Source organism: Mycobacterium sp. 050272, from assembly GCF_039023525.1.
GTDB lineage: Bacteria > Actinomycetota > Actinomycetes > Mycobacteriales > Mycobacteriaceae > Mycobacterium.
The window spans coordinates 168797-176837 of sequence record NZ_JBCHKV010000014.1 but is presented as its reverse complement, the minus strand read 5'-3'; the positions used below and the strand labels follow the sequence as shown (position 1 = coordinate 176837).

At 66.5% G+C, this 8041-nt stretch carries 4 protein-coding genes; all 4 read right to left on the bottom strand.

All coding sequences use genetic code 11. The features are described from left to right. Positions 1–310: 310 nt before the first annotated feature. The 4 genes from AAHS21_RS23470 to AAHS21_RS23455 are packed head-to-tail and all read right to left on the bottom strand — an operon-like array spanning position 311 to position 7986. Positions 311–2353, bottom strand: coding sequence for a cytochrome c oxidase assembly protein (locus AAHS21_RS23470; RefSeq protein WP_342929943.1), 2043 nt, complete (start codon positions 2351–2353; stop codon positions 311–313). A gap of 37 nt (positions 2354–2390) precedes the next feature. After that, on the bottom strand, positions 2391–4745 hold the full coding sequence (locus AAHS21_RS23465; protein ID WP_342929942.1) for a glycerol-3-phosphate 1-O-acyltransferase: 2355 nt from the start codon (positions 4743–4745) through the stop codon (positions 2391–2393). Beyond that, entirely contained in the window at positions 4742–6517 is a 1776-nt protein-coding gene (locus AAHS21_RS23460; RefSeq protein WP_342929941.1) for an HAD-IB family hydrolase/lysophospholipid acyltransferase family protein, read from the bottom strand. The genes AAHS21_RS23465 and AAHS21_RS23460 overlap by 4 nt, the downstream gene beginning before the upstream one ends. Next, on the bottom strand, positions 6514–7986 hold the full coding sequence (locus AAHS21_RS23455; RefSeq protein ID WP_342929940.1) for a wax ester/triacylglycerol synthase family O-acyltransferase: 1473 nt from the start codon (positions 7984–7986) through the stop codon (positions 6514–6516). Before AAHS21_RS23455 ends, AAHS21_RS23460 begins: the two co-directional genes overlap by 4 nt. Positions 7987–8041 lie beyond the last annotated feature (55 nt).

The window sequence follows — 8041 nt, the reverse complement described above, 5'->3', positions numbered from 1 at the left end:
CGAGTACGAGGCCGCCCTCACCGGCACCTCACACCCCGCGAGCCAGCCAACCCCGGCCCTCGCAACCGACTAGGAACAAAACCTGGGGCAGTTCACCGGACCCACCGGCGAACGCGCCCACTGGTGGTGGTACCAACCCTTCCAACCCCAACCACCACCCACAAACTAGACCAGCCAGCCCGGCCCGGTGCTGAAACTCAAACATGTTGGGGAAAAACGCCTTTCGCCCGCAATACGCGCAACTACCGTATCGCGGCGACCAACCATACCGCACCAGCCGCTGACCCGCCGACGTGCGCACTCCCCTGAGTTAACTCGGGTGTTGACCTTCTCCGACAGATCCGCGAGACGCCGGCTTCGGCCCCCTCGCGAGTTCGGCCAGCATGGCGTTGTAGGCCGTCAGATCGGCGTCGTCGTCGCGGTCAGCCGCCCGATCCAGACGCCGCGCGGTGCGCGCATCGCTGCGGGCCCACTGCATCAGCAACGCAAGCATCACGATCACAAGCGGCACTTCGCCTGCCGCCCAAGCGATTCCGCCGCCCAAGCGCTGATCGCCTAGCAGGTCGGTATGCCAACTCAAGCCCAGGGATCGGTAGTAGGCCTCGCCCAGCACAGTTGGCGTGCCCATCAATTCCACACCGAAGAATGCGTGCATGGGCAGCGACGCGAACACCACCCCGACCTTGGCCAAATGCGGGATCGGCCGCGGCGTCGGGTCGACACCGATGACCACCCAATAGAAGAGGTAGCCGCTGACTAAGAAGTGCACGTTCATCGCCAAATGCCCGGCGTGACTGGCCACCGCGTCGTCGAAGATGGACGTGAAGTAAAGGCCGTAGAAGCCCGCGACGAACAACACGGTGGCCACGATCGGATTGGTCAGGATGCGCGAGACCCTGCTGTGCAGGGCGGCCAGCAGCCATTCGCGCATTCCCGGCGGGTCGTTGCGACCGGCGGCGGGCAGTGCCCGCAAGGCCAAACGGACCGGTGCGCCCAACACCAGCAAGATCGGCGTGAGCATCGACAGCCCCATGTGCGCGACCATGTGCATGCTGAACATCGCCGGCATGTAGCGGCCGACCCCGGACGACGTCACAAACAGCAGGGTCAGACAACCCAGCAGCCAGGCCACGACCCGGCCGGCGGGCCAATGGTCGCCACGCCGGCGCAGCCGCAGCACCCCGGCGACATACAGCGCGGCCAAAATGATTGCCGCCGTGCCGAAGACCAGATCGAAGCGCCAGTCCAGCAGGATGCGCGCCACCGTCGGCGGGCCGTCGAAGTCGTAACCGATTTCGGCCTCGGGGATGGACGGCAGCCGGATCGGCGGTGGCGGCGGCGGGGTGCGGCCGAGCCCGACGGCGATGCCGAAAGTCACGCCGAACAGGACCGCCTCGACGAGCGCGAGCCGGATCAGGGCGCTGCGCGAAGTGGGATCACGTTGCAACGCAACGACTCCGACGCGACGCTGACGCCAGCCCAGCACGCCTAGCGCACACAGCGCGACGAACTTGGCCAGCACCAGCCGCCCGTAGGTGGTGGTCAGCAGGTCCGACGGCAACACTCGCACCAGGGCGTTCATCACGCCGCTGAGCGCCATCGCGACCCAGCACCACAACGCGATCGTCGAGAACCGCCGGGCCGCAAGGGCGAGGTGATCGCCGCCGCGCAGCGCGTGCGCCAGCAGAGCCAACAGTCCACCGGCCCACAGGCTGGCGCCGACGAGGTGGATTAGAAGGCTGTTGGTGGCCAGGTCATGTGAGCCGCCGGCCGAGGAATGGCCGGTCAGCCCCAGCGGGATCAACGTGAGCAGCGAACCGGCGAGCAGCAGCGGCGTCCACGACCAGCGCAGCACCGCCAAGCTAGCCAGTGTGACGCCGGCGGCCAGGAACGCCGTCCACCGCCACGAGGAGGCGGTGTTGACCAGGCTGGCCAGCGACCAGAGCCGTACCGGATCGAGCATCTCGGCCAGCCGGTGACCGGATACGTCGGAAATGGTGAGCGGGATCAGCAGTGCGGCACACACCGCCCACACGCCCGACGCGACAGTCCCGAGCCGCAGCGCCCGGTAGCCTCCGGCGTCGAGCACGCCGGACTTCTGCGGCGGCACCAGAAACGCCGCGAACAGGAACGACCCCACGGCCAACACCGCGGCGATCTCGCCCGCCGCCCGGACGAACGGCAGGCCCAGGGTGGTCGCCGGGCCCGGATTGGGTAATCCCGTGGCGGTCAGCGCGTCGGCCAGCGACAACGTTCCGATACCGGCGGCCGTACAGCCGGCCAGCACCGCGACGCCGCTGAGCAGCGGCCACACCAGCTCCCTGGCCTTGGCTGCGGACTGGCCAATCGTCATACATCCAGGGTATGGGCGGGCATCGGCAAAGCCCGCGCTACCCGGCCGGGCGAGCGGTGCGCTCCTCGCGTGCCTGGAATTCGCGGGCCACGAATTGGTTGCGGGCGATGTGCTCGACGTAGCCGAAATCTCGCAGGATCGCCCGCAATTCCCGCCGGAAGGCGACCCGGCGTTCGCTGAGATCCGGGGCGGGCGCGATCAGATCCTGATCGGCGACGACCTGACGCGCGGTGGCAAACAGCAGAGTGGACACCGACTCACTGCTGCGCACCCGCGTCTGCGCGACGTACTGCCGACCGACCCCGAGTGCGGACTCGGTGAGTTCTTTTTGGCCGACGTCGGCGGGCGCATCGCGCAAGACGTCGGCGACGATCTCATAAGCCTCGAAGAACACCCGCAGCATCGCGTCGGACATCAACGGCCGCTTGGCGAACAGCAGCGCATCGATCGCGGCGCCGCCCGCCGCGACGTGCGCCTCCCAATCGTCATGCCATGCCATCTCTTCGGCGATGTTGTCGCGGAAGGCCGTCGAATCGGCGAAGTAGAAGTCGAACTTGAGCAGATCACGCAGCCGCATCGCCTGCGCCCAGAAGGCTTGCATGCGGTCGCCTTCGGTGTGCCGGGCGTGCGCCAGGGCGAGTTCGACGATCGAGGTCTCCAGGAAGGCGTGGATGACCGAGTTCCGGTAGAACGCCGCGGCGTGCTCCTTGTCGGGGGTGATCAGCCACACCGGTTCGCGGCCGCTGTCGACGCGAGTGATCGGGTGCCCGTTGGACAATGCGTCGACCGCCGCGCGCACGCCGTCGCGGGTGCGCAGCCGCAACGCACTGTTCGACACCGGGGTGTTCTTGCGGTCCAGGTAATCCAACGAGTCCTGCAAGGTGTGGTGGAGTTGGTCGAGCGTAAGCGCCGCGCCGCGGGTGGTGAGCAGCAATGCGCACACCAAACCCGTCGCCGTCACCGGGGTCGCGCGCAGGATCCGCCACGCGACTTCGAACGACATCTTCTGCAGCGCAAGACGTTTGGCATCGTCGTCGTGGCCCAGCGGGCCGTGCGGTGGCCCGAGGTACTGGCGCATCGAGACCGCCTCGGGGAAGCGGACGTAAATTTTGCCGTAGTTGCGTTCGCCCTGGGCCTTGATGAAGTTGTACAGCCACAGCACACCTTCGGGTGTCTTCTCGCCACCGCGCGCGTAGGCTGCGTATTCGGCGGTCTCGTGCAGCTGGTCGAAGCCGATCGAAACCGGTTGCAGCAGAATGTCTTCGCTGCGACCATCCAGATACGCGTTGGCCACATAGGACATCAGGCCGAGCTTGGGGGGCAGCATCTTGCCGGTGCGCGAACGAGTGCCCTCGATGGACCAGCTCAGGTTGAAGCGCTTCTCGACGATGTAGCCGACGTATTCGCGCAGCACGTATTTGTAGAGCGGGTTATCAGCGATGTCGCGGCGGATGAAGATCACGCCGGAGCGGCGCAGCAGCGGACCCATCAATCCGAACGACAGGTTGATGCCGGCGAACACGTGCACCGGCGGTAATCGGTTCTCCTGCATCGCGACCGGCACCACCGCACCGTCGATGTAAGACCGGTGCGAAAACAGCAGCACTGCCGGATGTAGTTCCAGCCCGGTACGCATCGCGGCGACCTGAAACGCGTCGTAGTCGATCTCGGGTTCGAATCCGCGGCAAATCGCCCTGGCCAGAACGGAAACCAGGTCGACCGACACCCGACTCCATCCGGTGGCCAACTCGTCGAGCATCTTGCCCGCTTCCTCGACCGTGGCGCCCGGAATCTTCTTCAGTCCCGCGCGAAACCGCGTGGACGCCAAGATCTCCGGCTTCATCAGCCGCGGAGACTTGTACTGCGGCCCGAGGATTCGGTACTCGGCCCGCTCCAGTGCCAAAAGGGCTCGGCGCGTGACGAATTGGGCGAAGTCCCGTTCATCCCCGCCGACAGTGGTATCGCGCCACTGCTCGCGGAGCTCGGACATCTTGGCCGCTTCGCCGGCCACCACCCGGGCACGGTGGCGATCCTTGTGCAGGATCTGGCGCTGACGGCGTTGGTTGGGGTGGTACGGATCCCAGCCGGGAAGCAGCCCAGCCAGCTTCGCGGCCCTGCCGCGATCGGGAGCCGGGAGCCAAAACACCCGTACCGGCACGATCGAGCGGTCTTCGCCGGACTCCAGCTGGTCGACAAGCAGATTCAACGCTGTCGGTGGCGCGCCACCGGGCGGCAACTTGAGCACGTCGAACGTCACATCCGGATTCCGGGCTCGCTGCTGACCCAGCCATTCCATCACCAGCTGCGTCTCGATGCCGGACTCCATGGACGCCAACACCAGCGAATCTTGCGCGGTCAGGACTGCGCTGGTGTCTGCGGCCGGTTGTGTCACGTGCGCCCTATGGGCCGGGACGTAGATTCGGCGCCGCCGGGCTGATCCGCACCGGACTGCGTCGCCTCACCGTCTTTGAGAGCGACCTCCGATTCATTCGGATTCGGCTGTGCCGGTTGCGAATTAGCTGCAGGCTTTGCCGTCTTGGCCGCCGACTTTCGGGGTGCGGCCTTCTTCGCAGGCGCCTTCTTCGCCGGGGCCTTGGTCACCTTCGTCGCGGTGGCCTTGGCAGCCGGCTTGGCCGGTGCCTTTTTGGCCGCTTTCTTCTCGGCGTACACGTCGGCGTCTGGGAGTTCGTCTTCAGGCCAGTTGGCCAAGGTGTCCAGGTAAAGCTGACGTACCTCGGCGATGTGCTCAGGCAGCGTCTCAACTGTCCAGTCCGCCACCGAGATCGGCGGGAACACCGCGACATCAACCGTGCCCGGGTTGATCGTGGTGGAGTTGCGCGCGGCGACGATCTCGGCGTTGCGAATCACGATGGGCACGATCGGAATTCCCGCTGCCATCGCGATGCGGAACGGCCCCTTCTTGAACGGCCCGACCTCGGTCGTGTCGATTCGTGTACCTTCCGGAGCGATCAGGATCGACAGGCCCTTCTTGGCGCGCTCCTCCACCTCGGCCATGGTCTCCATCGCGGCGATGGGGTCATCGCGGTCGATGAACACACCATCGGTGAGCTTGCCAAGGGTGCCCACCAGCGGGTCCTTCTGCAGCTCCTTCTTGGCGACGGCCACCCAATTGTCACGCACCAGCGCACCGGCGATGACGGGGTCAACCTGGTTGCGGTGGTTGAAGATAAACACCGCGGGGCGCTGCGCGGTCAGATTCTCTCTGCCGATGACGTTCAGACTGACACCGCTGGCACCCAACAACGTCTGGGGGAACATCGAGGTGAAGAAGTTCACCCCGCGCCGCCGGCTCAGCGTCGCCAGCCCGACACCCAGTGCGCCGGCCGCGACCGGGAACATCGAGCTGATGCCCGCCAGCGTGCGCACTTGCGGCCGGATGCCCACACTGCCCCGGCTGTTGAATTCCAGCACCGGCCAGCCCCGACGCTTGGCGACGGCGGCCATTTTGCCCTCGGGGTTGGTGGGCCGTGGGTTGCCGACCAGGTACATCAACGCGACATCCTCATCGCCATCGGCGTAGAAATAGCTGTCCTTCAGGTCGATGTCATGCTCGGCCGCAAACCGTTGCACCGCATCGGCTTTGCCCGGCCCCCACAAAATCGGCTCGACGACCTCGCCGGTCAGCATCCCGTCGTCGTTGACCGCGAACTTGTTGGTGAGTGTGTTGGCGATGCCGAGGAAGCGGGCTACCGGATTGACCTGGATGGTCAGCGCCGACGAGCTGAGCACCACGGTGTGGCCGCGAGCAACGTGGGCGCGCACCAGCTCGCGCATCTCCGGGTAGATGCGCGACTCGATCCGTTGAGCGAAGAGCCGCTCACCGATCTCGTCCAGATCGGTCAGCATCCGGCCGCGCAACGCCTCGGATGCCTTGCTGATCAGATCTTCGAACTCGAGACGCCCGAGCCGGTGGTTCAGGCCGGCCTGAACCATGCTGAGCAGCTCGCCGACGCCCATGTCTCGCCGGCGCAAGCGTTCCTGCGTGAGGATGACCGCGGTAAACCCGGCGACCAGCGTTCCGTCCATGTCGAAGAATGCCCCGACTTTGGGGCCGGGGGCGCTGGCACGGATTTCAGCGACCGAGCCGGGCAGCCGCAAATCCTTTGGGGGCGTTGGTATTCCGCGGTCTTTGGCGGCGCTCATGAGCCCGACACCGATTGTGCCGTCGCATCCGGTTGCGCAGAAAACGACGCCGGCACCGCGTGCGGCGCCGGGTCACCGGCCAGCGCGAGAATCTCGTTGAAGCCCTCCAACAGGCATTGAGCGAACAAGGCTTCCTTTCGTACCGATGCTCTGTCGTAGCGCACCGTGATGGTGCACCACCCGCCACGCGAAATTAGCACCACCATCATCGCCACGCCGGGAAGTGGGCCGATACCGTACTGCCGCAACACCTTTGCACCGGCGATGTAGGTGTCGCCCGGATAAACGGGGACGTTGCTGGCTTGCACGTCGGCGCCGACCACCGAGCCGGTGATCCCCTCCAGCACCGAAGTGGGGAGCACGCTGAGCACCGGCGCCATCGAGCCGATGATGTTCATCGCGGGTTCGTCTCGCCGCTGCGTCATCTGGGCGCGGATCTTGCGCATCCGGGAGACCGGGTCTCCGGCACCCACCGGCGCCGACAGATTGACGCCGGTGAACCGATTGCCACCCGCGGTGTCAGCGTCGGCCCGCAGGCTGACCGGGACCGCCATCGGCAGCGAGCCGATCGGGACGCCGAGTGCTTGGTGGTAGCGCTGCAAGGCGCCGCACAGCCCGGCTAGGTAGGCGTCGTTGATCGATCCCCCGCCGGCTTTCGCGGCCTTGTGCAGATCGGCGAGCGGGATGTCGATTGCCTCGGAACGGGTGGCCAGGCTGCGCCGGCGCAACAGCGGCGAGGGCTCGGCGGCCCGGTTGACCACCCGGATGCCGGAGATGGCGTAGTTCACGATCCCCGACACCGTCGATACCGGTTCCATCAGCACGCGCCCGGCCGCCGACACCGCTCCGGAGACCGCGCCCACGACACCACCGACCAGAGCGAACGGCAAATGGGTGAAGCCCTCTCGCATCAGATCGTTGGGCGACAGATCCTGGGGGACCGGCAGCGGCGGCGTCGGCCGGGCCGGTGGGTCGCGCTCGAGGTCATAGATCTCGGCGAACATCTCGACACCGCCGACTCCGTCGGTGACGGCGTGGCTGACATGCAGCAACGTTGCGGCCTTGCCGTCGGGCAGACCCTCGACCAGGGTCGCGGTCCACAGTGGCCGCGAGATGTCCAGCGGCGATTGCAGGATCAGCTCGGCGAGATCGAATACCTCGCGCAGCGTGCCGGGTTCGGACACGCGCACCCGCCGGACGTGGAAGTCCAGGTTGAAGTCGGGGTCCACCACCCAGCGCGGATTGGCCGTCGGCAGCGTCGGCACTACGACTTTCTGCCGCAGCCGCAACACCTTTCGCGACGCATTCTCAAATCGGGTGCGGAAGCGCTCCCAGTCCGGCGTGGTGTCGAGCAGTTCGAGCGCCATGATGCCCGAGCGGGTTCGCGGGTTCGCTTCGCCTCGATGCAGCAGGTAGTCAACCGGCCCGAGTTCGTCGGACAATCCGAGGCCCCCCTCGGGCTCAGTCATGATCGCCGCATCGACGCGCCAACCTTGTCACCGCCGTCAAGCCTCCTGCCTCAGC

Coding starts and splice junctions, on each gene's coding strand:
- AAHS21_RS23470 (WP_342929943.1), bottom strand. CDS start 2,353: ATGACGATTGGCCAGTCCGCAGCCAAGGCCAGGGAGCTGGTGTGGCCG.
- AAHS21_RS23455 (WP_342929940.1), bottom strand. CDS start 7,986: ATGACTGAGCCCGAGGGGGGCCTCGGATTGTCCGACGAACTCGGGCCG.
- AAHS21_RS23460 (WP_342929941.1), bottom strand. CDS start 6,517: ATGAGCGCCGCCAAAGACCGCGGAATACCAACGCCCCCAAAGGATTTG.